Source organism: Proteiniphilum sp. UBA1028 (assembly GCF_002316955.1).
GTDB lineage: Bacteria > Bacteroidota > Bacteroidia > Bacteroidales > Dysgonomonadaceae > Proteiniphilum.
This window is the reverse complement of the sequence record NZ_DCEN01000010.1, coordinates 1-584: the sequence shown is the minus strand read 5'-3', so window position 1 is coordinate 584 and position 584 is coordinate 1. Positions and strand designations below refer to the sequence as shown.

Here is a 584-nt window from a genome sequence, read left to right as displayed (position 1 = left end):
GGCAACGCCAACAACTACCGTGCTTCTACCTACTGGTTACGCGATGGCTCCTACGTTCGACTGAAGACGCTGGAGATGGGATACACCCTGCCCAAGGTATTGACTACCCGGATGTTTATGGACAAGGTGCGGATACATATTATTGGGCAAAACCTGCTGACTTTTTCGAAATTCAAATTATGGGATCCGGAGATGGGAAGCTCCAACGGCATGAAATATCCGTTGGGGAAAACAATTACATTCGGGTTAACAGTCAATATTTAAATAGAAAAAAAGATGAGAAAAAATATACTATTCAGCGTAATAATCTGCATCGGGGCCTTTGTATTGTCCTGCTCCGATTACCTCGATGTAGAGCGTTATTTTAACGACCGGCAGGACCTGGAACGCATCTTCAACAGCAGGGACTATACCGAGCAATGGCTGGCCAACGCCTATTACCAGCTTCTTTCCTATAACCTGGAGATCGGACACGTACGTTTTACCCTCACCAATTACTCCGATGATATGATCTTCACGGAAGGCGGTGCCGGCATCTCATACTCCAACTATAAATTCGGGCAGTACGGCCCCCAATACGGAGG

The 584-nt window shown here is 46.7% G+C and carries 1 protein-coding gene and 1 pseudogene; both read left to right on the top strand.

Annotated features, from left to right (window positions below; all coding sequences use genetic code 11):
- Window positions 1–264: hypothetical protein (locus tag B3Z75_RS01250; RefSeq protein ID WP_294066901.1), on the top strand; the 264-nt coding region annotated here is incomplete at its 5' end.
- A gap of 12 nt (window positions 265–276) precedes the next feature.
- Window positions 277–584: pseudogene (locus B3Z75_RS01245) on the top strand (RagB/SusD family nutrient uptake outer membrane protein); the annotation flags it as partial.